Source organism: Dapis hubbardiae BLCC-M172 (assembly GCF_050016015.1).
Taxonomy (GTDB): domain Bacteria; phylum Cyanobacteriota; class Cyanobacteriia; order Cyanobacteriales; family Microcoleaceae; genus Trichodesmium.
The window spans coordinates 71,105-96,939 of record NZ_JBNHEQ010000146.1 but is presented as its reverse complement, the minus strand read 5'-3'; the positions used below and the strand labels follow the sequence as shown (position 1 = coordinate 96,939).

Below are 25,835 nucleotides of genomic sequence, written 5' to 3'. Positions count from 1 at the left end.
ATCAGATATATATTATACCCTTTTTTTTACTATTTTTTCACTAAAGTCCCGATATTCGGTCTCCATCCACAACAAAACGACCATCCCCATCATTTAATAATGTATAAGTGTGAGTATCATCAACATCAGAGTCAGTTGTAGTTAGAGTACCTACCACTGTTCCATTATTACTATTTTCTGCAATAGAATTATTATCTAATTGAATATTTGTAGGTAGATTATTTCCAGGTTCAGGGTCTGGAGATGCAGCAACAAATTCAACAGCACCAATATCTGTAATGCTACTACCATTATTATCGCCATCAACAGAGCGAGTATTGCCTAACTGATCTGTAGTAGGTACATCAGTATTAGTTCCTTTATCAATAGCAGCACTACCATCTGACAAAGGATGAACCAAGAAACCATCAACTTCTTGCAACTCTGCCAACTGAGGATCACCAATTGCCATATTCGCCGTCACTAATTGGTCTTCCTTATCTACTGCAGGAAATTGCAAGTTACCTCCCCTGTCAGTCAGTTGATAGTGTGTTTGTTGGCTAATGCCATATACATTACCAGCCGTGTTGCGGTCAAAAATCGTATTTCTCACTTCAATATCAGGAGCTACAGTCTCTCTAGTGTGAATCGCACCTGAAATATTTGCTGCATAATTGTTAGTAATTGTCGTGTTGGTAATTGTCGTAGGTGAGTAGGTAAAGATTGCACCTCCCAAACCCGTTGTACCATCTGGACTTTCTGTTCTGTTCTCGGAAAAGGTACTGTTAACAACCTCAGCTCTGGTTAAGTCTGAGTTGGCGTCAATCCACAATCCACCACCCTGACTTTCTGCTGTATTTCCGGCGAAAGTAGTATTGCTGATTGTAAAATTTCCCTGACCGCTGTTTGCCGAACTTTGGCCAGTGCCGATTCGTATTCCTCCACCATGAGCCATGTTGACACCATCTATAGTGGATGTGATGACTGAATTGTTGATAACAGTTGTATTTTCAATGATTACATTATTACCTTGGTAAATATACAAAAATGTAGCCCCGCCTGCACCTGCACCTGTATTTCCTTCAAACAGGGTATCACGAATTGCGATTGTGCCGTTTTCGCCAACGGAACTGGCAGAAACTCCATCGGTATATATTGCGCCTCCAAGTCCTCTAGAGAAGTCAATGCCTGCACTGGTGTTGTTATTGGTAAATGTTGAATTTTCTACCGTCAAAGCTGTTGAAGGAGTATTGAGGGCACCGCCGTTAATTCCTTTGTTATTTGTAAACTCACTATTTTGAATTGTCAGAACAGCAAGACCATTTGTAGAAATTGCACCGCCGCCTCTTTCGCTTCTTCCAGCAGTAGCATCGTTGTTGTCAAACTTACTGTTAATAATTGTCGTATTACTGCTATTCTCTACCCAAATAGCACCGCCTCCTTCTCCAGAGGTTACGTTATTTTCAAAGGTGCTGTTTTCTACAGTTAGCGTGCTTTCAAAACCAGTTTTAATTCCTGCTCCATTTCCTGCTTCCCCTGATTGGTTGGTTCTGCCATTGGCAATTGTCAGATTTCTGATAGTAATATTTTTTCGATTACCTGTCTCTAAAACTCGATGGGCATTCTTGCCACTAATAGTTAAACTTTGAGCATTTTCACCATCAATAGTTAGGTCTTTATCTATTTCTAATTGACCAGAAGTTAGGGTAATAGTTTGATTAGCTAAACTGGAGTCAAATTCAATTGTGTCTCCTGGGTTGGCATGGGCGATCGCTTGTCTTAAGGAACCAATACCACTATCATTATTATTGGTTACTGTTAAAATGTTGTTATCGTTATCTCCAGTTTCAGGGTCTGAAGATGCAGTAATAAACTCAACAGCACCAACATCAGTAATTTCACTCCCATTATTATCGCCATCAACAGGACGAGTATTACCTAACTGATCTGTAGTCGGTGCATCAGCATTAACTCCTGCATCAATAGCAGGACTATTTTTTAATAGAGGATGTATGAAAATATTATTTACTTCTTGCAAATCTGCCAATAAAGGGTCAGTAAGTATTACTCCTGCTGTTACTTTCGTATCATTAGGATTAAGTTCATTAGACTGAATATTTCCACCACCATCACTAAACTGAGTTCCTGTGTGATGATTAATATTCCAATCATTACCACCATTGTTAGCTTCATTATAGGCAACAATAGTATTTTTTCAAGTAGTATTTGAGTTACCGCCCCAGAAACCTCCACCTTGAAATCCAGCATAATTATTAGCAATAGTTGTGTTAGTAATATTAGTAATGTGGGAATTATTTGCTAAAAGTATTGCTCCTCCTAAACCACTATTACCATCTTCATAGTAATTAAATCAGAAAAATTGTGACATCAAGTTTTCTATCGTATCAAAGTATATTTTTGTTGTATTAATATTAGTAATTATGCTTATTGTGAGGAAAAATTAATATTTAAGTTTGGCAAAACACGGTTGATTATCTATTGAAATTTGGTAGTGGTAACGAAGTAATAATAAGTATTAGATCACAAACAACAGAGTTACTGAAGAGTTATCATATTCTTATCCTTATTATTTTCGGAATACTTAAATTTTAATTGCTGATTATAAATATTAATTCTGAATAAGAAGCTTAAACTGTAAATTCTAAAATGGGGAAGGAAATTATCCACATTGCTGAATGCTTACAATAACTGAGAGAAAAAAATCAAATGTAAAACTATAATTTATCAAGAGTTTTAATATAGGAAATTAATGAGTAATTTCCTATATTCATACCATTCTATCTATTACAGCAGATTTGGTTATTAATATCGTACAATTAACAGGGTAAATATTTTTGGTTTCTACCCTATCTTCCAACACATCTTCCCTACTCCCTAATTCCTAATCTCTATAATGTAATATTTAAACTGCTAACCAAGATGAAAGGTCTCTTTGAATCAAATCTTGTAGCTTGAAAATATCTTCACGGTAGAAGTCAGTTAATAGTTGACGCTCTTCTGAAGTAAGAGGTTTTAGTTCTTTACCTCCTGAATTTAAATTAATTAAACCAGAGCGTAATTTTTGTCGCATTTCCAGAGGCATCACCACTTTTAAAACAGATGAAACTGCTGATCTTAGAGGATTTTTAGTTTTAATTAAATTATTTATAGATTGGTTTTTAGGAACTACAGCAACTTGTTGACGCTTAGAAGTATCTGGAATAAAGTTACTATCTACCCCAATAAATTGATACATATCCTGCATCATTGTCGATGAATCTTCAGACAAGTCATTATAGAGATAAATTTTTACTCTTTCTTTGCCAAAAGTATCAAAATAATACTTGACTGGAGTATAGTACAATCCTTTTTTAAGAGTAAAAGAAGTATCAGCACGAAATTCAACTTGTTCAGTTAAAGAACGAACTTTTTCTACATTTATTGAATCACGAAGGTGCATTAGATAGTCAGAATAAGCTCTATCTACTGGATTTCTGAGGATAGCTATCATTTTAACATCAGGAACATATTTAATAATCCTTTCAGATGAAGATTTATAATGAAAAAGATAATTAGGAGATACTTCACCAATAGCAATTTCCTCTTGGACATTGTTAAAAAGGTTGCAGTATTTTTCCCAAGTATCAATTCTTTTTGGATTTGGTTTCCCTTGAAAATTTTCCCAATCTCTCTCTAAAAAGTTTGTTTCTTTGACAGGACTCATATAAACTTGGGGATGTTGGTTTAAATATTGATAAATTGATGTAGTTCCTGCTTTCTCTATACCTACGACTAAAAAAGTTGGTAACTTCATTATCTTTCTCCTAAGTTTAATTGATTCAGATATAATATTTATGATTGAAGCTATTAGGCCAGTAATTTTTAGTTTCAGGAATAGTTGACTTATTATGCTTAAGTTGTAATTTATAAGAGGGATATTCCACATATTCCAATAACCTAGCAGCTCTTCATATTTAGTTATACCCTAATTTGAGTTTACTGTATTTATAGATTAATGTAAATACTTTAGTTCTGAATTTGGTTGTCAATAAAATATCTTGGAATTAGAAACCACCATCATAAATTCAGAGTTTTAATGTATTTTGGGATTTTTGACAGATTTTAGATACAGGTTACATCTTGGCAATTTATAACTATTGGTTAATTTCAGGTATTTTTGATAGTTAATTGAAAAAAATATGTCAGAAAAAATAAATTATAAGCTATAAATGAACTATTTTTTATAGTTGCTTGTTTGATTGATTTTTTTGCTGTTTGAGTTTATTTTCAATTTTTTTGATCAGGGGTTTTGACTCTAAGAGAAAACCAGTAGGTTCATCATCGTCATTTTCTTCTGGATACAATTCTGGGGTTTCTGATTCAGATTTCTCCGTTTCCTCTTGCAGCTTTTTATCTAAGTTTAGTACAATTTCTGATTGTGCTAATAGTAAATCATGTAAATCTATCAATCTCAAGCTGCCATTAGATAAGACTATAATTATAGGTTCATAAACATACTCTTTTGGTCTATTTAGTGCAGTGATAGCTGCTGCATTAATTTGAAAATTTTCAGAAAGAACTAGAGGAGGAGTGTTGAGAAAATCTAACAATTCACGGACAGGACATCTATAATAAACTTTTTTCTTTTCAGGTAATTTCATATATTCTAGGAATCTGATTTGGGAAATCATACCCAACATTTGTGTACTTTGAGTAATAATAACTCCGGGTAATTCTGGTTTTAGTCTAAATTTTTCAGCTACTATCTGTCCTAAAGTAGCAGAATTAACTTGGAAATCGTGGGAAGGCAAGTTTCCGATAGTAGAATTGAGTGTAAGCTGGGTTAGGTTAATCATTGAAATTAATCTAGAAATAAGCTGTATGAACAATATTTTATGAGGATATGTTAGGTTGGATTAATTTACGGTTAGATGCAAAAATCTAAAATCTAATCCGTGTTTGATGATTGCACAAACAATACTCTTTGTCCTATCCTGCTCCGGAATAGTATTATGGCCATTTCATACAAAACAAGCAGGGAAATGCCCAGTTTTCCACCTGCAAAACCAAGCTTAACTTTGCCTTTGAATACACTTGAGCTATTAAGTCAGCTATTACAACAGACATCTCAAGGTCTAGAAAGCATAGTCATTACAGAAGATATATTTGCCACCACTCAATACCTTATGTTTCCAGGGGTAAAGTTTACAGTAGTTATTTCCAAGGAGTTTAATGGACTTTTGTGGGGCAAAGTAGTTAAGGAGTTATCAAACAATCAAACCCAGAAAAGAGAACAACAACAACAAAATTATAATTTCCAATCTAACTCTTTTAGCTTTCCCTTGAAAAGGGGAAATGTGGAAAATTTACAATTTAATGTGGGTTTAACTTTTGACCCAAAAGCAATTCAAGTTTTTGTATACCAAATTATTAATCGACTAGAGAAAGATCAAAGTCAATCAATAATTATATCTCAACTTAAATCTAGAATAAATAACCTAAAAGTGAATAATCCTAATCTCCAGAGCGAATTCACTTTAAAATTACTCAAACTATTGACTTCTAGGGAAAATATAGACTCCGTTTTACAGCTAAAAAATTCTCAAAAAAACAAGCAAAAAAAGAATTATCCTGACCTATCAAATTTACTATCAATAAATGATTCAACAGTTAATCTTCATGGCATATCTACTCCTAATACTGAATTAATAACAAAAACTAATTTCCTACAAAATAATCAATTACCATCATCAGATTCAGTGTTGAATAATCAAGATTATCCATTAGTATGTAAACCTATTGAGACAGCTCTACACCAACAAATAGAACAAGAGAAACTCCTGAATCAAGTCACAACTCAAATTCGCCAAACTTTAGAATTACCAGAAATTTTATCAACTGCGGTGGAACAGGTGAGAAAATTCTTACAAGTAGACAGATTATTGATTTATCAATTCAATGATTCTTTATTGTTAACAAATAATATTACAGGAGTAAATCAAGAAAGAGGCTCAGTGAAATATGAAGCTTTAGTATCAGATAAAATTTCTTCTGTATTAGGTTTTAGTGAGGCAGAAAACTGCTTTTTTCCTCCTAATAGATCTATAGTTAAATATAGTAAAAGCTCTGTTCATGCCATAGCTGATGTCGAAATAGCTTATAGTAAATTTCCTTGTTTACTAGAAGTGATGCGACAACATCAAATCAAAGCAAAATTAGTAGTACCAATTATAGTTGATGAAAAATTGTGGGGATTATTAATTGCCCATCAAAGTTCTGAGCGAGATTGGCAAAACAATGAAAAGAGATTTCTCAAAGAAATTGCAGAACATCTAGCGATCGCTATTTATCAAGCTCAATTATATGCAGAATTGCAAAAGCAAAAACAAACTTTAGAAAAACGCGTAGTTGAACGAACCCAAGACCTTTATGATGCACTTCAAAGTGCCGAATCAGCTAATCGTGCTAAGAGTGAATTTTTAGCGACAATGAGCCATGAATTACGCACTCCTCTTACCTGTGTTATTGGTATTTCTTCAACTCTTTTGCAGTGGTCTTATGGTAATAGGGGAGCAAAAATTATGCCAATAGAAAAGCAAAGAACCTATTTACAAACAATCCATGATAGTGGTGAACATCTACTGGAATTAATCAATGATATTCTAGATTTATCTCAAGTAGAAGCAGGTAAAACAGTCTTAAAAATTAGTGAATTCTCTTTATCTAAACTTAGCTATGAACTTTGGCAAAATTTTAGAGAAAAAGCTGAAGAAAGTGAAGTAAAACTAATTTTTGAACAGAATGTAAATCCAGATTTAGATAGATTTACGGCTGACCAAAGGAGAGTTAAACAAATTCTATTCAATCTTCTCAGCAATGCAATTAAATTTACTCCTCGTGGGGGAAATGTTAGACTGAAAGTGATGAGAGATCGAAATACAGCAGTTTTTCAAGTAGAAGATACTGGTATGGGAATTTCTGAAGAGCAAAAACCACTATTATTTAAGAAATTTCAACAATTAGATTCTCCTTATAATCGTCAACAAGGTGGTACTGGTTTAGGTCTAGCTTTGACAAAGCAATTAGTTGAACTTCATAGTGGAATTATTGAAGTAGAATCTACTGTAAATATCGGCTCTACTTTTACAGTTAAACTACCAGCAAAACCACTCAAATTAGCAAATGAAAAACTCAAACAAAAAGGAGAAAGTGCATCCAATATTTTATCCTTACAAGGTACGGTAGTATTGATTGAACAAGAAGAAGAAATTGCCACAATAATTTGTGATATTTTGACAGCAGCAGGATTAAAAGTTGTATGGATAATAGAAGGCTCTACTGCAGTAGAACAAATTATTTTATTGCAGCCTGTTGCTGTAATTTTAGATATGCAGTTACCAGGAATTGATGGTGTAGATATTATTCAGCAGTTATCCACAACAAACAGCACTAAAAATATTAAAATTTTGGCATTAACTACTGTTAATACAGAAATAAATTGGGAATATTATTATACTGCTGGTGTGGATGAATGTTTAACCAAACCAATTAATCTCGAATATTTATTAAGTAAAATGATAGCATTAATAACGTAAGCATTCAGCCGTCAACTATTGCTTTTGACGGGCGATCAAATAAACATTATTCTTAAGGGCAAAGTTTTATTGCTCAGAGCTGACAGCTAATACCCGTTGGCGGAGCATTCCGGTACGGAAATGGTTACTTAGTAACTAATAGAAATAGGCGTGAAAAAGATATATACTTTTTGCATCTAGTAGGAAACAGGAAATATATTTTCACGAAAAAAAACAGGAAAAATGATTGTGTCACTTAATTTTACCGAATAATGAATAATTAATAATTATTCATTACACATCTCCGGAAAATAAATAAACCTTTGAGTTAGATCGGCTAAAGAAAGAAAAGTCACCATGAAAAATCCTTTTTCATGCCTTTTTTGTTAAAATATCTCGCCTGTTCCCCGTTCCATGTTTCCTGTTCCCTGTTCCCTACTCCTCCAAAAAATCTATATCTTTTTCACGTCTAGGTCGATTAAATAATTCAGGTTAAAAGTCTATCCCCATAGGGGAAAAAAGAAATAATATTTCTTTATATTCAATCAAGAACCAAGAACGGTTTTAACCAGAGGTAATTATCCATTATTAATTATCTATATAGCAATCCTCTGATCGGTTGTGGTATTTTGGGAGTAGTTAGGAGTCAGGAGTCAGAATTTTGAAGCTTTTCAGCTCTTTTTAACTATTATAAAACTTGTTACGACCAATTTAGGATTGCTATATATCCATTATCAATTATCAATTATCAATTATCAATTATCCATTATCCATTATCCATAATTATGACTAATAAAAATCCTAATTTACTATTACCAAAAGGTTTAATAGTTTCTTGTCAAGCTCCCACTGACTCCCCTTTACATCATCCAGAAGTTATTGCTGCAATGGCACAAGCATCTATAAATCAAGGTGCAGTAGGAGTTAGAATAGATACTCCATCCCATATTCGGGCAGTGCGACAGAGAATTACTCAGCCCATTATTGGTTTGTGGAAGCAACAAATACCAGGATGTGAAGTTTATATTACCCCTCGTTTTTCCGATGCAGTAGCGATCGCCGAAGCTGGAGCAGATATTATTGCTATTGATGCTACTCTCAGAGAACGTCCTGGGGGAGAAACTTTAGCTACATTAATTACCCAAATTCATCAAGAATTAGGAAAAGCTGTAATGGCGGATGTAGATACTATAGAAGCAGCACAACTAGCAGCAACAAAAGGTGCGGATTTTGTTGGGACTACTCTGTATGGTTATACTGAGGAAACAAAAACAGAATTTCCTCCTGGTTTTGAACTATTAAAACAGATGGTAGAAAATTTAGCAATACCATCAATTTGTGAAGGAGGTATTGCTTCTCCAACAATGGCAAAAAAAGCTATGAATTTAGGAGCTTATGCTGTTGTTGTGGGAACTGACATTACAGGAATTGATAGTAAAGTTAAAGCCTACAACATCGAGATAACCTCTTAAAAAGTATATTTATATCCATTTTTACATAAACAATACTTAGGCAAATAAATTATATTTAGCTGATACTAATGTAGGCAGTCACTAAAATATATAGTGCTATAGCTTTAAGTATTTGAATTTATCAAATATTCTTCAAAACAATTAATTTTCTACTATTTGGTTGCAGTTGTAGCAAGAGAAACTAATAGTAAGTTTTTACTACTAGACTGACATAGCCAAAACTGTGCATTAGATTTTGGTGGTGGTGCATAGTAATGGTAGAGAGAGTGTGAGAAGTGTGGGGAGTGCGGGAGCGTGAGAATAAATTAGGGTTTGCTGAAAAAGTCTTTTTTTAAGGAGTAGTGGAGCGGGGGAGTAGGGAGTAATTTTTTTACTCAAATCTTGCCAAAAATGCTAAATTTTTGATTTTTCGGGAACCGTGCATAAATAACTGAAAACTAGGTACTTTTTCAAGACCTAAAAAGGCTAAAAACTTTATCTATAAAATGCTTTGATATTTAATCACTAAGCCCAAATTAAAAAATATATATCTTCACCATTACAATGCAGGACTACCTAGATTTTTTCGTAATCACCCCATCCCCCATTTTCTAATGTACCATTTAAGGTGTTTCGGTCCACTACAAATAGTTAGGCTACTGCTTAGGAGTCAGGAGTTAATCGGACTGAGTTCGGAGAAATAAAATTTGGAATTTTTTTGTCTTAATACTCTATTTTTAGTCAAAAAAAACATTAAAATAAAGCCATTTTCAATCAAGCTTATTTGTCACATTATTTTTTAACTCTCGTTCTGATGATTGGATTATAGTTTAAGAGATTTTATTTTCTGTAAAAGTTGCTCTGATAAAAAGTTTTTTTTTAATCTTTAGTAACTATTCAGTTTTAGTTAATGTAAAAATGTCGTAAGCTATACTACGAACTATAAGCAAAAAATATATAATTAAATAATTGGTAATTTACAACATAAAAAATGGTTAATCTTCCGGAGGAAAAGCAGGGTGCAAAGAAGAGAAAAAGCAGGGTGCAAAAAAAAAGAAAGATAAAATACTCATGCAGTAACAATGGCTCAAGATTTTGGTTTATATTCTAAATTTTCCCCTGTTGCCAGAACCTCTGGGCAACAAACTAGCTCGAAACGTCATCGGTTGGTGCAAGCATTCATAATGATGCTAGTCATTACCAACTTTATTGGCATCAATGCTTATCGTATAGTGCAATTACAATTATTTCAGGGAGAATATAACCGGGAACGTGCAGACAACAACCGCATTCGCCTAATGCCAGTAGCAGCAAGTCGTGGCACAATTTACGATCGCAAAGGCAGAATATTAGCAAGTAACCGTCTCTCTCGCTCTGTATATTTATGGCCTCAAGAATACACCCCCACAAAATGGTCGGAGTTAGCAACCGAACTTAGTCTAATTTTAGATATTCCAGCTACTGATATTATCAACAAGTTAGAGGCAACTGGCTATAATTCGCCCTTACCAGTCAGAATTACCTCAAATATAGATCGCTCTACTTTCGTAGCATTAGCAGAAAAAGCTAGTGAAACAAGAGGGGTAGAAGTTCGTACCGAAAACATTCGTCACTATCCTAATGGCAGTTTAGCAGCTCATTTGCTTGGATATACTGGTGAAGCAACTAAAGAAGAATTAATCGCTAACCCCAAATATCCAATGGGAATGATCGTAGGAAAAATGGGAATCGAACGTTCAGCAAATTCTGCATTGGAAGGAGTTTGGGGTAATCGTTTGATTGAAGTTGATGCTAAAGGTAACGAAATTCAAGAGTTGGGAGTAGAAAACCCCACCTCAGGCAAACCAGTAACATTAACCATCGATCTCGACCTCCAAAAAGCAGCAGAAAAAGCACTGGGAAATCGCCGGGGTGCTGCAGTTGCCATTAACCCTAAAACAGGGGAAGTCTTAGCAATGGCAAGCGGACCAACATTTAACCCCAGTATATTTGCAGGCAAAGTAACAAAGGAAAAATGGCAACGTCTCCAAGGTGCAAGTAAACCATTTCTGAATCGCGCTCTTCAAGGTTATCCCCCAGGAAGTACATTCAAAGCTGTTACTTCTGTGGCAGCACTCCAGTCTGGCAAATATTCTCCTAACTCCAAAATTGCAACTGCCAATTCTGTGACTATTGGTGGTATCACCTTTAATGAACATAGTGGTGGTTATGGACTAATTGGTTTTCGGGATGCTTTAGCTTACAGTAGTAATACATTTTACTATAAATCGGCTGTGAAAATTGGTCCTGAACAAATTTCTAAGTGGGGACGAGAGTTAGGTATTGGTGGCAGTATTGACTTAAAGTTACTCGGATTAAATGGTAATCATGGTCAAATTCCGACTCCCAAGGAAAAAGAGGAAATATATGGAGAAGGTTGGCATATTGCTGATACTGTGACTATGGGAATTGGTCAAGGTTTAGTATTGGTTACACCTCTCGAATCTTCAGTGATGGTAAGTACGATCGCTAATGGAGGGTATCGAGTGCAGCCTCATTTATTGGCTTCTCAAACTAATACTGTTACTACTAAATCAATCAAGACTGGGTTAAAACCTTCTACTATTAATACGGTACGAGAGGGATTAATTGATGTAGTTAGAAAGGGTACTGGTAGGCGGTTAAATGATGGTACTATTCCATTATCTGGGGGTAAGACTGGTACAGTGGAACTTCCGGGGCAAGCTGATAATGCCATGTATATCGGTTTTGCACCTGCTTATAATCCTGAAATTGCTGTAGCGGTTGCAGTTGAAGAAGGTGGTTACGGTTCGGTAGGAGCAGCACCCATTGCCAAAGCAATTTTTGATACCTATTTTGGTAATCAAGGAAAATAGTATAGCTGAAGTAAGGGCGAATGGTAATTCGCCCCTACATTCACCACACAGAGTATATTTAGGGTTTCCTGAAAAAGTATAATACCAATTACCATGCATTATTGCTATACTTGGGCGATACTTCAGTTATTAACTAATTAGCAGGGCGCAGAATCATTTTTTTACTAATTTCAGCTAGTTTAATGTTAATTATTCTTATGTTTGCTTCTCCCCCACTCCCCTACTCCCCTACTCCCCTACTCAACAAAATGTAGAAAAGTTTTTGAGAAATGGTATAAGTTGTAGGAGTAGGAGTCAGGAGTCAGGAATCAGGAGGAATGGGGAATGAGCGAGGAGGCAGGAGGAAGAATTATCCTTTGATTTTTCTGCTTATAGTCAACCCAAAATCTTAACTTTTTGATTTTTCGGGAACCGTGCATGAAGCAGCTCAAAAGCAGGTACTTTTTCAAGACTTAAAAAGGCTAAAGCCTTTATCTATCAATACTGTTAGATTTAATCAGTAAACCCTAATTATATCATGTCCGGGTAATTAGTGATAAAAAAATTTTTGTTTGTAGAATTGCTCTAGCCCATTAAATATCTATACTTAGGGCTAGAGCAATTCTACGAGAGCTTCTAATTGTAACTATTCAACCTAAGATGATATTATACCAATTCCCATGCATTAATGCTATACTTGGGTAAAAGTTCAGTGATTAAGTAATTACCTTAGTTTAATTACTTTTTTGTTAGTTTGAGTAAATTTAGCATTAATTATTGTTGTTTTTACTTCTCCCGTACGGACGTTGCACAGGCAAAAATGCGTTTTCCGTTCCGGAATGCTTCGCTTTCCATGTCGCGCAGCGTTAACGTTTGCGGAGCATTCCGTCAGGAAAGTTGTGCGCCAGCAAAACGTCCCTACACTGCCCCACTCCCCTACTTCAATTTCCTGATGTACTAAATAGAAATAAAGTCTTCACTGGTTAACTGTAGAACCTAAAACACCAATTGCATTTTGCTGCAAAGGAGTGAATAAACCGCTAATTGGTAGTTGGCTGTCAGGAAAAAATCTTTCAAAACCTTCTGAATTAAAAATAATGGTAGAACCATCAGATAAAAGAATAGGCTCTCCAATTGGTAGCAGCAAAGGTAACACCAACTTCAATTTCCTCCTGTTTATGATTATTGCTGTTAAGGTATTTCTAAGAGCTAAAAGGTTATGCAGTTTTTGATTAGATACAGCAGATTTCAGACAAATTATGTACAAGGCAGAATAGTCAAATTTTTGTGGTGAGGGAATCTTGCCAGCTAAATGTGTAGCTCATAGCAGCGAGAAGTGCTGTATCTCCAAAAAGTAAGTTTTTTCTCAGGTAGTTTAACGGTTTGAGATTAATTATTACAGAAGTCTATTTATCACATAAAATAAATTTTAGTAGAGTATATATTTTTCTTTATATTATGTTTGAGTGTTTTTTTCTCAGTCCTAATATCTTGTTTCAGTATTTATAGATAAATTAAATTTAGTATTACAAGTAAAATATTATGGTAATATGGCACTCGCAAAAGTGGTGCATAGTAGAATTTGTATTTTTCCAAATATTTTTAACCAACACCATTTAAGCGAGTTTTACCAAATTATCAAACTTTCCCAATTTTTTACTCAATAAATTACAGTTATAGATGACTATCTGTGAACTTTCCGCTTAGTTTTATTATGCCAATAAGCAGTCATAATTTTAGGATTTGGCAACCCATTAACACAGACAACTCGCAATCCCCGCAGTACATCTATAAACCTGCTATAAGGAGTTCTGCGTAAATTTTTATCCGTCAAAGTATAAGTCACAGCTCCATAACTAAATTGTCTACTTCCATAAACTATAGCAACTTTAATCATGGATAAACTAATAGCACGTTGTTGTTGTCGCCGTTCTAAATGATTAGTATCTTTAGGATTATGTACTGCGGAAATAGAACCTAATTTTTCAATATTTAGGTCATTTTGAAGCACTAGACTGAGTTGGTGGTTCATATTCATTATCCTTGTTCAGTAAATTTACTAAGAAAATCACAAGCAAAAATTTAACCATAATTGAATCTAATTTGAGTCCAGAAATAGACTAATTTTTCTGCAAAAAAACAATAGATGGAACAGCTTATTAAAATCTCTGGGGGCAGAGATAACTGTTCCTGATAATGTTCTAAATAAATTTTCAGAAGGGTGAAAAATAAATCCCGATAAAACCCACAGACAGAATAAATAGACTTTTTTATCCTTGAATGGGCAAAAGGATTAATTTTATTTTCTTCAGAAATACTTAGACTATTAAATCCAGCTTAACAAAGATGGCAAAAGCATACAAAAGTCTTAAATCATGCTACATCCTGTAGTTGCCAAAAATAGGCCACTCGTTGTTGCAACTTGTGCCAATATTTCATAACTTCATCTGGTTCAAACCAAGTGACGTTAGCTTCTTGGGGAGTAGTAACTATGACTAAAGCGTTGTTGAGTTTGAGGCCATATTGACGATTAATTGCCCCAAAATAAGCTGCCAGTTGTAACGGTTCGTCAGTAAGAGGTTTGATTTGATTAGCAGATTTATAGCGGTTTTCACTTCATGACTTGCATTACTTCTTCCTTCTCTCCTAGATAATATGAGCCTTCTTCCTTTTAACCCAAATCTCTGTACTCTAAAAAACATGAAAACTACTATAAATTCTATGACGCACGGGATATTGTAGAAACTGGCAACAAAGTCCACCCTGCCGGAGTAACCTTCATAATAATGGAAAATGTGGCCTTCTACAAGTTTAATTTCGTGAATGTTTTCTAAGAAAGGTAAAATTTTATCCCAATATGTTTCGATAGTGGGGGGGCTTTGATTATCAAGATGTGGTTCATTAACCTGAAGAGCGCTGTAAGATTTCATAGACTCAAAACTTTGATTCCACACTAATTTCAGGAAATTATTTCACATCTAAAGTTTGAGACTATTTATGACATCTTTAAAGTGAATTGGTATAACTTCGCGCCTTCTGACTTCAGCTATAATACCATGTCCGATTGAACGCTTATAATTTAAGATAGTAGGGGAGTAGGGGAGTAGAGGAGTAGGGGAAAAATTAAAATATATCCTCTCGATCGCCAAATATTTTATTTATACCTAATCATCCGGACATGATATAACTCCTACAACCCATCACCAATTAAAATAAACGGTGCCCAATAATAAGGATGTCTAAAATTGTTCGCGTCTATTTCACCGTTAACATTTCCAGTTATTAAAGCTAACTGTGCTTTTCGTAACGCCTTTGCTTTGGTAATATTCCCTTTTTTTAATGCTCGATAAAAATCAACCATCAGTAGTTGGGTTCCGCGATCGTCAACTTGCCATAAAGTAGCTATAGATGCTTTTACCCCTGCTCGTTGCATCTGATAACCCAACCCTAAAATTTCTGAACCATCGTTCAAAATACTTCCTACTCCAGTTCGACAAGCACTCAAAACTGCTAAGTTAATATTTGGTAATGATAAATTGGTAATTTCCCCGAGAGTTAAACGACTCCCATCACCAAATAAAATAAATGAATCTTCTGGGTGTCCACTCACAAAATCTGCATGGGTGGCAAAATGGAGAATATTGTATTTATCAACCCGTGAAATAATTTCATCCCAACTAAATGCTTGATTGAACAATTTCATAGTATTAGGAATGATTTTGGCTAAAGTTTCTATCTCTTGTCCAGCAAATTGTAATCCTGATAATTGAAATTCTCTTGAACCAACCATAAACTGATAGTTTCCTTCACTAAAAGCTGCTGCTAATACTCGAAGTTTATCTAAAGGTTTACTGTTGAAATTAGTTAGACTTGCAGCAGTAATATTATTGATATTAAATTTTTCTATCAGCCATTTTTCTCCATCGTATAAAGCTGCTAAAGGAATATAACGTAATAATCCATCAGGAGCATAAATAATAGTTTTTGTTTTATCTGATAATAGTTCTATTTCCCATGGTTTGATTAACCATTCATATAATAGTTTACCTGTTTTTTTTACTGCCAAATCGCTAATTCTTCTTCTTGGAGATGTTAGAGCTGCCCTAAAGTCAAAAATTGCATTTTTTAATTCTATTTTACTAATCGGAACTGACCGATGAATTGGTAAACCATTGCTTTTGATTAATATCATTTCTATCCGATCTTCTAAAATTAAGGGATAAAGCAGAACAGCATTTTGCTTGATTTTGAGAATATTTTGTAATTTACTTAGATTAGTAATATCTATACTTTCTCCCCTTGTTTTTTCCTGAAGCTGTTGTAATATTTTGATTATCTCTTTATTAGCAATAAAGTTGTTGAATTCTGCTTGAATTTCCTGCTTTTGTGCTTCTAATTTAGTAATCTTTTGTTCTTGAGCAATAGACCGATCGACTGGTAAAATATTTTCTAACTTTGTCAGTTCTTCATTTACCTGAGCTGCTTGATTTTGAATAGCATTATATTTATCTAAAATTTCTTTTTCTTGGGGTAATAATTCAATTCCTAAAGCAGTTTGTTTATTGCCTTCTACATTTTTAAGATAATTATCTAATTCTTGAACCTTCAGTAAATCTAATATTTTTTGAGCTTCTATTACTCGATTGTTCTCTAATAATAAGTCAGCTAAACGGCGGTAAGTATCGGCGATTTTTTCTGCATAAGACTGTTTTTGTTCTAAGGAAAGCACTTGTAAATCTTGACGAATTGCTTCTGTGAGATTTACAGAACGTTTATAGAAAATAATTGCTAATTCTGGTTGTTTTTGGGCAACTAATAAATCTCCTATATTGCTTAAAGTTATTCTTTCACTGCCGCGATCGCCGATGTTTATTTGAATAGTTAAAGCTTGACGATAATGGTCTTCTGCTTGAGTATATTTTTGGAGATTTTTATAAACTGTTCCTAAACTATCTAGAGTTCTGCCTATTTCTGTTTTATTCCCTATTTCCTGAAAAATTGTTAATGCTTGCTGTAAATATTCTAGTGCTGTTTGATGTTGACTTTTTTGGTCATAAACTAAGCCGATATTATTCAGACTATTTCCTATTCCTGGTTTGTAATCTATTTGCTGTCTAACTGTTAAAGCTTTTTGATAATATGTTAATGCTTGGTCATATTTTTTTTGTAGTTTATAAGTCAGACCTATATTATTTAAGGTATCTGCTTCACCTTTTTTATTTCCATTTTGTCGGTGAATTGCTAAAGCTTGTTGATACCACTCCAACGATTTTTCATATTGACCTAACTCCTGATAAATCAAACCAATATTGTTAATAACTGCTGCTTCACCTTGCAAATTTTTTAATTCTTTAAATGTCTGTAAAGCTTCCTGATAATATTCTAATGCTTGGGAATATTTGGCTTGATTTTTATAAATTGCTGCTATATTATTCTGAGTTCTCCCAACTCTAACTAAATCTCCTAATTCCTGACGAATTTCTAAAGCTTGCTGCAAGTAATCTAAAGCTTGATTATAGTTTCCCTGGTAAAAATAAACTGCTCCAATACTATTTAAGCTACTACCAATGCCTTTTTTGTCATTAATTTGGCGACGAAATTTTACTGCTTGCTGATAATATTCTAATGCTTGAGGATAATTAGCAAGTTTGTTATAAACTGCTCCAATACTATGAAGTGTTTTACCAATTTTTAGGGAGAGAGATTGATTAGCATTTTCTGAGACTCTATATATTAATTGGTAGATTTTTAATGCTTGTTGATATTTTTCTAAAGCTTTCTGATATTGACTATCTTTGTATAGACTATCGCCCTGTTTGTAGAGTTCTTCTGCTTGAGTTTCTTGGGGAATTTCAGAGGTGAGTTGCTGTTGAGGTTGGTAAGCATTTAATATTTGAGTAAATACTGTTTCATAGCAGAGGTAAAAGGTTAAAGTTAGGCAACAGATTAGGAATAATTTTATGAGTCTTTTTATTAATCTCCTTTTTTTACTAAGTTTAGACATTTTTAAGGAATAGGGAATAGGGAATATTTATTAATTGATAATGGATAATTGATAATTACTTCTCCCTAAAAGCTATCCCTTATCAGGAACTCTTGAAACCCTTGTAGGAGGGTGGGGAGGGTGGGGAGAGGGGGAAGAGGAGGGAGTAAGAATTTTGTCTACAGTCCTCAATAAAGTGTCTAATTCAATACAATTTTCTCCTGAAAAAGCCATTCCTAGACTTACACATGACTTATATCTTTTGTCAAACTTTATGTTAAGAAAGATATTTATAAAGCATAGCCCTAAAAGGAAGAGGACTGACTAAAAGGAAAAAATTTATTTCTTGAGAGGAAATTGGATATACTTAGGTAACCCATTCATCCCATCCTACGGAATGCTCCGCAAAGGACTACTTTATTCCTCTTTATTGGGGAGGCTTTCAACCTGAATTATTTAATTATTTAATTATTAATTATTGGGTAAAGAAGGGAAAACAGCATTAAATAGAATAGTAGCTTTAGACAAGGTTTAATGGATACTCAAGACAGATTTTTTTGACTAGGAAAAGATTCAATTTTAAGGAACAGGGAATAGGGAATATTTATTAATGGATAATGGATAATTGATAATTGATAATTACCTCTGGCTAAAAGGAAGAGGATTGACTAAAAGGAAAAAATTTATTTCTTGAGAGGAGATTGGATATACTTAGGTAACCCATTCATCCCATCCTACGGAATGCTCCGCAAAGGACTACTTTATTCCTCTTTATTGGGGAGGCTTTCAACCTGAATTATTTAATTATTTAATTATTAATTATTGGGTAAAGAAGGGAAAACAGCATTAAATAGAATAGTAGCTTTAGACAAGGTTTAATGGATACTCAAGACAGGATTTTTTGACTAGGAAAAGACTGAATCTAGATTTACATCTCATTTGAAAATACTATATGCTAAAGCTTACCGAAAAATCAACCTATAAAGTTTTTTTATTTATCGATAAAAAAGAAAAAAAAATTATTTTAGCATTAATTTAGGTTAGGTAATTTCAGCTCTCAGTTCTCAGTAACCTCTGGCTATTTGCGCAGCATGACAAACGGAAACCTAGAGGCTTGAAATAATCAACTTTTATTTTTTCATCCCCATTAGAAAGGGGAGGCTTTGAACATCTTTATTTTGGGTAGAACGATAGTTAAACTCAACAAAGTCTTGGCGTAAATTTGGGTTAATTATTCAGATAAACAGCACTAATTTAGGTTGGGTAATTTCAGTTCTCAGTTAGCCTCCTATGGTCGTAACTGCGTTTTTTCGTATAGGGAATGCTCCGCAAACATGTCGCGCAGCGAAACAGTTATTAGTTCTCAGTTAGCCTCCTACGGAGGAGCTTTCCTTTCCTGCGGAATGCTACGCAAACGGAATGCTACGCAAACGCTTTTCATGTCGCGCAGCGAAACAGTAACCTCTGGCTTTTTGTGCAGCATGACAAACGGAAACCTAGAGGCTTGAAATAATTAACTTTTATCTTTCATCCCCTTAAAAGGGAAGGCTTTGAACCTCTTTTTTTTATATAACGATAGTGAAACTCAACAAAGTCGCTGTGCTAAAGTTTCCTCAACTAAACTTACAATTAAAACTATTTTTTCTGATAGAAAATTATTCTTCTTTTTCATCTTCATCAAATAAAAGAGTTACACTACCAGAATCTTCTTCAATTGTTATTATTCCCTCGCAATATTTAATAGTATTAACTTTCTCTTCACTCGTTAAGAATTTTTGTCCTCCGCTACTCCTACATAAGTATTTAGTAATCTTTTCAAATTCTTCTTGACTACTTGCTTCCTCAGCTGCTCCCATAACTTCCCAATAGGAATCCAAAACTTTCTCTCCTTCACCTAGCTTATTGTAAATTACCCCTACATAGAAAAGAGCGCGAGCTTCTGCGTCTAAGTCTCCCATTTCTCGCCGCATTTTTAATACTTGCTGAAACTTTTCTAATGCTTTTTCAAATTCCCAGTCTTGATAATATGCTGCTCCCTCTTTCAATAACCTATCTATTTTAGATTGACTGTTAGATTGACTATAAGAAATATCCTGTGCAAATGCAGGAGAATTTTTTAATTTTCCTCCTTGAGCTAATTCTTCAATAGTGGGGAAACTCAAAACTAAAGCAGTAGTAATAACCCCTAGACATTTAACCCAATAACCCATAAATTAATACCTCCTTCAATAATTAACAATTAACAATTAATAATTACCTCATAACTTTATACTTATTTATACTTAATACTGAATATAAATGAATTAACACTCAATACTAAGAAAGTATTTATCAAGTAAATCTTAAGGGAAAAATTTTGCTATTTGCTGGGTTACGGCGTATCTTAAACCACGAAAAATTACAGTTATATCCCCGCCTAACCTACCCTACTAGACCGACAAAGCTAAAATGATGCGTTACATAATTGGGGGCGGGTTTATCTAATTTTAGGTGAAAACTCATTAATTTAACGGGAAAACCCACCCCTACTATTGCAACATTTTAGGTGTGTCACGCCACTACAGCAAGGGCTTAAAGTTTTGTTGATAAACAGTCTCTAATCCTCATCTAAATCTAATTAATTGTGAACCAACTCATCTTTGCTATTAGGTCTCCTTTAAGTATTTTGGCAAATACACAGATTTCCCAAACTTTTTCCGTAGAACTAACTAATTGAAATTGCTTATACTACCATCTTACCTTATTATATGTTGACCTCTAAGTATAAGCAAGAGGTACACAAGTTAAGTAAATATACTGTTGATGTGAGGACTAATCAAGTGAATGGTAAACTTTTATTAACTTTAAGTTCAGTATTTATTTTATCAATTCCTGTAACATTAGCAAAATCCGCAACCGGATTAACACAGATCAACTCCACAGAATTTGAACCACAAAATAAATCCCTTCCCCATCTACTATCACCACCAATATCACAAGGACTAACTTACCCCAAATCGGTCTTTACAAAAGTTCAAGCAAAACCTCTAGAACTAGCACAAGCATTAGATGAATACGACGACCTCTCCGTACTAGAGCAAGTAAACTCCGTATCCCAACTATCAGATATCCAACCTACTGACTGGGCATTTCAAGCATTACAATCATTAGTAGAACGTTACGGCTGTATAGCAGGATATCCAGATGGCACCTATAGAGGCAACCGTGCCATGAACCGCCTCGAATTTGCGGCCGGGTTAAACGCTTGCTTAGACAGAATGACAGAACTAATTGAAATATCCACAACAGATTTAGCCACTCGCGAGGATATGGCCAAAGTTCAACGTTTAGTCGAAGAATTTGCCCCAGAGTTAGCAGCGCTCCGTGGACGAATGGATGCCCTAGAAGCTCGGACTGCCGAACTAGAATTCAATAGATTTAATGGTACAACTACTATATTTGGTGGAGAAGTAATATTTGGTTTAGCCAACGGTTTTGGTGGAGAAGATGTAGAAAATGCTCGTGGACGTGGAGGCGGGGACGAAAATACAATTTTTAATTATCTAGTCCGACTGCAAACCGCCACAACTTTTACAGGAAAAGACCGCTTGCGAGTAGAGTTAGGTTCGGCAAACTTTAGAGATTTGAGTTTTGCAGGTCAGCAGTCATTTAATACAGATATGGCTATCCTCTCTTACCAAACAGACACAGATGATGATTTTCAAATATTTAAGTTAGAATATCGTTTTCCAGCTTTTGGCGATCGCGTAGTTTTCACATTCCGACCTGTCAACTTTAGCTTAAATAGCATCCTGACAGCTAACTCCCCTTATTTTGATGCGGGTCGTGGTTCCATTTCTCGGTTTACCGACTCCAGTCCCCTATTTAAAATAGGTAGACTAGACTCCGGTTTAGGTTTTGACTGGTTGCTTACCGACAAAGTACGTTTACAAGTTGCCTACGGTACGCGGGATAGTGAAAATCCTGGTAATGGCCCTACTGGACAAGGTGGTATTACTGATGCGGGTCACAGTGCTACAGGAGTCCAATTTTTAACTGTACCGTTTGATAATGTCTTAACTGGTGTTACTTATATAAATGCTTATTCAGAAGATGGTTTTCTTGATACATTTACAGGTAGTTTAAATGCTGATACTTCTGGAGGTTTAAGCAGACCTGCCAATATTAACGCCGTCGGTGGTACAGTGCAATGGCGAGTTTGGCAAAAAATAACTCTAGCTGCTTGGGGAGGATGGGTATTTACAAATTATATTAATTCTGATGCTCATGCCACTTCTAATACTTATTTATTTTCTGTGGGGATGTCTGACCCTTTTGGTCGGGAAGGAGATTTATTTGCCGTATTATTTGGTAAACCTTTAAAATTAGTAGATGGAGATAATGGTATTCAAGAAGATGAGGATACCTCCTATCACATTGAAACTTTTTACAGATATAAATTGAGCGATAATATCACAATTACTCCTGGATTTTTTGTACTAACAAATCCAGAACATAATGAAGATAATGAAACAATTGTCATTGGAGTTTTACGGACAACTTTCCGTTTTTAAACAATGCTCGTAGTATAGCTCTAGCCCCATTTTTAATAAAGATATTTGGCGCTGAAGCGCAACTACAAACCTAAAAAAAATTAATCCTCGTAGTATAGCTCTAACCCCATTATTTATGAATAAAGATATTTGGGGCGTTGAAGCCCAACTACAAACTAAAAAAATTAATCCTCGTAGTATAGCTCTCAACCCCATTATTTATGAATAAAGATATTTGGGGCGTTGAAGTGCAACTAAAAACCGTTTTTAGGAGTTAATAATGCTAGAAAAAAATTACCGACAAAAAGAAAATTTAGAACAACTAAAATTAATCATCCGTCTATCTCTGTTAAAAATTCTAGTCCTGCCTTTCTTCTTACTTCTTCCTTCTTTCTTCTTCCTTAACTTAATATCTACTGCTAATGCTCAAGAAGAAGATAATAGCAAACCTGCTGAACGGAAAATTAAGGTACCTTTTTTTGAGGAAGAAAGAAGATTAGATGCTGATAATGCCTTCAGTGGCTTTTCTAATACTTTTTTAAATGATGCTCTAGGTGGCACAGGAGACCCAATGGGTGGAGGAACTGTACCTGGTTCAGATTTTACTATGTCCCCCAATGTGTCAAACTCAGAATTTGCTGACCCTAGTCGTGGACTTGATAATGGTGGAGGGATGAGAGGAGGTTCTCAACCTAGTGCTGGAGGAGGTGGTCGTATCTCACCTACACCTATAAATGGAGGAGGTAGAGGTATTTTCCAAAATTTACCATCGAGATAATAGTTGATCTTTAGATAGTATTTGTAGGTTGGTTTGAGGTAACGAAACCCAACACATAATCTTAATTAGCATTTAGACACCAGACTAGATATATAGCGTGAAAAACTATAACGTTATAGTTTTTGAACTCTATATATTGTAGCTTTGGGTAAGTTCCAATCGCCTCACAACCAAAACCCTGTAGAGGCGATTTGTGAATCGCCCCTACTAGCAAAATATTATAGGAATTAGTACAGAATTTGTGAAAAAAATTGTCGGGGTTGGGTTGACAAATCCCATATTAGCTGACCGAAAGGAGCTTTAGTCGTAGGTTGGGTTGAGGTAACGAAACCAAACACATAATCTTAATTAGCATTTAGACACCAGACTAGATATATAGCGTGAAAAACTATAACGTTATAGTTTTTGAACTCTAGATATAGTAGTTTTGGCTAAGTCTCCATTGCCTCATAACCAAAACCTTGTAGGGGCGATTCGCTCTTCGCCCCTACTACTAAAATAGTATAGGAATTCCTGGAGAATTTGTGAAAAAAATTTTCGGGTTTGGGTTGACAAATTCCATATTAGCTCGCTGAAAGGAGCTTTAGTCGTCGGTTGGGTTGAGGTAACGAAACCCAACAAATAATATTAATTAGGACTAAGGCAACAGACTAGATATATAGCGTGAAAAACTATAACGTTATAGTTTTTTAACTCTAGATATAGTAGTTTTGGCTAAGTCTCGATCGCCTCATAGCCAAAACCTTGTAGGGGCGATTTCCGTTCCGGAATGTTCCTAATTACGCTCTTCGCCCCTACCACCAAAATATTATAGGAATTCGTGGAGAATTTGTGAAAAAAATTGTCGGGGTTGGGTTGACAAATTCCATATTAGCTAGCCGAAAGGAGCTTTGATCGTAGATTGGTTTGAGGTAGCGAAACCCAACACATAATCTTAATTTGGATTTAGGCAACAGATTATATATATAGCGTGAAAAACTATAACGTTATAGTTTTTCACGCTATATATCTATTAATATACTAGTTTGGCTTAAGTTGTGATTAATGCAAGATACTATATCCATTTTGCTCTGTAGCGACGTTGCATAAGGGCGTCCCTACACTAAACTCCCTAAACTTCCCACACTCCCCCACCCAATCAGATATAGCATTCTTTTTGATAAATAATATAAGTTGGGTTTCACTTCGTTCTACCCAACCTACTTTTTTGACACTCCACGGACTAAAGTCCCGTGGAATCTTCTGAGGAGCTGTAAATCAGGTTAAAACCACGATTTCCACATTGCTCGAAACAACCACATTGCCAGTACCGTACCATCGTACGTATACAGCAGCCGTCCACTTGGCGGTGCCAATTGCCACTACTCTCTCCGGCCAAAAGACCATTGAGCCTACTTTTTAAATTATTTTTTAATTATAACACATTTTTTTGACGACGGATTTTAATCCGTCGAGTCGTTTCCATCCACCGCTTAAAAGACGGTGGTTTCTAACTTACCGAAATTTTACGATGACAATTACTCACATTCAACCAAATTACCAGCAGAAACGAACCCCCGCAAAGGAGAACTAATTTTCACCCACTTACGTTTTTCACCATTTTTATCAGGAATTAACCGATAATTTTCTACTAAAATAAGCTGACCATCAACAGGTACTTTTCCTCTATACTCGGAACGTCTAGAAGCATCCGACCGGACTGCTAAACCTCGTGGTGCTTTTTTACTGTCAATTTCACGGCATAAACTTTCATTTATTTCTGATATAGACTCAGAAGTTGGAGATGTTTGTGTCGGTAAATTATCAATAGGAGTATTTTGACTAGAAGATTCTGCGGGAGTTTCTCCTGAAGTCTTTTCGGCAACTTCAGAACATTCTATTAAATTAGTTTCATTACCAGGAAAACCCCTAGAAACAAATCCCGAAATAGGAGAAGTAATTTCTATCCAGGTACGACCAGCAGGTCCGCGAATATTTCGATAACCTTCAATTAATTTCACCTGTTGATTAAAATCTACAGTGCCAACTTTAGGAGAATTAGGAGTAGGTCTTTTGTTAACAGTTAGACCTGTTTCGTCATTAACTAGACGACATAAACTAGCAGTTTCTTCAACTATTTGAGTAATTTTTGGAGATACCTGAGTAGTTTCTTCAGATACTTGAATAGTTTCTTCAACTATTTGAGTAATTTCTTCAGATACTTGAGACATTTCTGGAGATATTTGAGTAATTTCTTCAGATACTTGAGACATTTCTGGAGATATCTGAGTAGTTTCTTCAGAAACCTGAGAAGTTTTGATGTTTGTGATAGCTTTTTTACCAATACTAAGAACTATCATTAACATTAATATTAACAATGCCACTGATTGACGCATATTTCAGAAGGAAGAAGGAAAAGGGAAGAAGGAAAAGGGAAGAAGGAGTAAATGTTGAAAAAAAGGAAAAATGATTGAGCCTTCACTCCCTTCAAATAAAGCTATAAAAATATGAAATTATCGGTGAAAAAAACCCTACGGTCATTTCAGTTATCAGTTAAAGGAAGAAGGAGTAAATGTTGAAAAAAGGAAAAATGATTGAGTCTTCACTCCCTTCAAATAAAGCTATGGCAAATTGACGCATATTTCAGAAGGAAGAAGGAAAAGGGAAGAAGGAGTAAATGTTGAAAAAAAGGAAAAATGATTGA

General features: G+C 34.9%; 14 protein-coding genes. 5 read left to right on the top strand and 9 right to left on the bottom strand.

All coding sequences use genetic code 11. The features are described 5' to 3' along the window. Positions 1–40: 40 nt before the first annotated feature. The 3 genes from ACP6PK_RS12870 to ACP6PK_RS12860 form a co-directional block, all read right to left on the bottom strand. Positions 41–2,026 (bottom strand): choice-of-anchor Q domain-containing protein, encoded by a 1,986-nt coding sequence (locus tag ACP6PK_RS12870; protein WP_426559941.1) that lies wholly within the window; start codon positions 2,024–2,026, stop codon positions 41–43. An 876-nt stretch (positions 2,027–2,902) separates the two neighbouring features. Next, entirely contained in the window at positions 2,903–3,793 is an 891-nt protein-coding gene (locus ACP6PK_RS12865; RefSeq protein ID WP_426559940.1) for a sulfotransferase family protein, read from the bottom strand. A gap of 427 nt (positions 3,794–4,220) precedes the next feature. Next, positions 4,221–4,835: a CBS domain-containing protein gene (locus ACP6PK_RS12860; protein WP_426559939.1), complete on the bottom strand. Its 615-nt coding sequence runs from the start codon at positions 4,833–4,835 to the stop codon at positions 4,221–4,223. 156 nt (positions 4,836–4,991) lie between these two features. Here ACP6PK_RS12860 and ACP6PK_RS12855 point away from each other — a divergent pair, with 156 nt between their 5' ends. From ACP6PK_RS12855 to mrdA, 3 genes are all read left to right on the top strand, one after another. Continuing rightward, the gene (locus ACP6PK_RS12855; protein WP_426559938.1) at positions 4,992–7,574 is read left to right on the top strand and encodes a hybrid sensor histidine kinase/response regulator; all 2,583 of its coding nucleotides are present in this window, start codon (positions 4,992–4,994) and stop codon (positions 7,572–7,574) included. A 764-nt stretch (positions 7,575–8,338) separates the two neighbouring features. Further along, positions 8,339–9,025 (top strand): N-acetylmannosamine-6-phosphate 2-epimerase, encoded by a 687-nt coding sequence (locus tag ACP6PK_RS12850; RefSeq protein WP_426559937.1) that lies wholly within the window; start codon positions 8,339–8,341, stop codon positions 9,023–9,025. A 1,061-nt stretch (positions 9,026–10,086) separates the two neighbouring features. After that, positions 10,087–11,880, top strand: coding sequence for a penicillin-binding protein 2 (gene mrdA / locus ACP6PK_RS12845; protein WP_426559936.1), 1,794 nt, complete (start codon positions 10,087–10,089; stop codon positions 11,878–11,880). A 955-nt stretch (positions 11,881–12,835) separates the two neighbouring features. On the opposite strand, the gene ACP6PK_RS12840 is transcribed toward mrdA, so the two are convergent. From ACP6PK_RS12840 to ACP6PK_RS12820, 5 genes are all read right to left on the bottom strand, one after another. Further along, positions 12,836–13,018 (bottom strand): hypothetical protein, encoded by a 183-nt coding sequence (locus ACP6PK_RS12840; protein ID WP_426559935.1) that lies wholly within the window; start codon positions 13,016–13,018, stop codon positions 12,836–12,838. A gap of 525 nt (positions 13,019–13,543) precedes the next feature. Further along, on the bottom strand, positions 13,544–13,891 hold the full coding sequence (locus tag ACP6PK_RS12835; RefSeq protein ID WP_246844119.1) for a DUF4258 domain-containing protein: 348 nt from the start codon (positions 13,889–13,891) through the stop codon (positions 13,544–13,546). A 463-nt stretch (positions 13,892–14,354) separates the two neighbouring features. After that, on the bottom strand, positions 14,355–14,813 hold the full coding sequence (locus tag ACP6PK_RS12830; protein ID WP_426559934.1) for a hypothetical protein: 459 nt from the start codon (positions 14,811–14,813) through the stop codon (positions 14,355–14,357). Between the two features lie 236 nt (positions 14,814–15,049). After that, complete coding sequence (locus ACP6PK_RS12825; RefSeq protein ID WP_426559933.1) at positions 15,050–17,863, bottom strand: CHAT domain-containing protein; 2,814 nt, start codon at positions 17,861–17,863, stop codon at positions 15,050–15,052. A gap of 1,634 nt (positions 17,864–19,497) precedes the next feature. Next, a complete protein-coding gene (locus tag ACP6PK_RS12820; protein WP_426559932.1) occupies positions 19,498–20,052 on the bottom strand; it encodes a hypothetical protein in 555 nt (184 codons plus the stop codon). A gap of 537 nt (positions 20,053–20,589) precedes the next feature. Here ACP6PK_RS12820 and ACP6PK_RS12815 point away from each other — a divergent pair. Both ACP6PK_RS12815 and ACP6PK_RS12810 read left to right on the top strand, forming a co-directional pair. After that, entirely contained in the window at positions 20,590–22,395 is a 1,806-nt protein-coding gene (locus ACP6PK_RS12815) for an iron uptake porin (RefSeq protein ID WP_426559931.1), read from the top strand. A gap of 259 nt (positions 22,396–22,654) precedes the next feature. Continuing rightward, positions 22,655–23,152 (top strand): hypothetical protein, encoded by a 498-nt coding sequence (locus ACP6PK_RS12810; protein WP_426559930.1) that lies wholly within the window; start codon positions 22,655–22,657, stop codon positions 23,150–23,152. A 1,517-nt stretch (positions 23,153–24,669) separates the two neighbouring features. Here the strand turns inward: ACP6PK_RS12810 and ACP6PK_RS12805 are convergent. Then, entirely contained in the window at positions 24,670–25,527 is an 858-nt protein-coding gene (locus ACP6PK_RS12805; protein ID WP_426559929.1) for a hypothetical protein, read from the bottom strand. Between the last annotated feature and the right edge of the window lie 308 nt (positions 25,528–25,835).